Genomic DNA, 203 nt, shown 5'->3' with positions numbered 1-203 from the left:
GGGGTGCGGGAGCAGGGCGCGCAGCTCGCTCATCCCGTCCCCGACCGGGCGCACGGTCACATCGGCGGCCCGCTGCCGCACCTTCCGCCGCCGCTCGGCGGCCTCGGCGTCGCGGGCCAGCAGCTCGGCGCGCAGCGCCTCCCGCAGCCGGCCCAGCCCCAGCCCGGCCGCGCCGGGCAGCACCGCGGCCTCGGCGGCGGCGA

General features: G+C 83.3%; 1 pseudogene. It reads right to left on the bottom strand.

Going from position 1 to position 203, the window contains the following annotated elements:
• A pseudogene (locus E9529_RS21710) lies at positions 1-203 on the bottom strand (HNH endonuclease); the annotation flags it as partial.

The organism is Blastococcus sp. KM273128 (genome assembly GCF_021698975.1).
Taxonomy (GTDB): Bacteria; Actinomycetota; Actinomycetes; order Mycobacteriales; family Geodermatophilaceae; genus Blastococcus.
The sequence above is the reverse complement of the archived record's forward strand: the minus strand, read 5'-3'. Positions and strand labels throughout refer to the sequence as shown.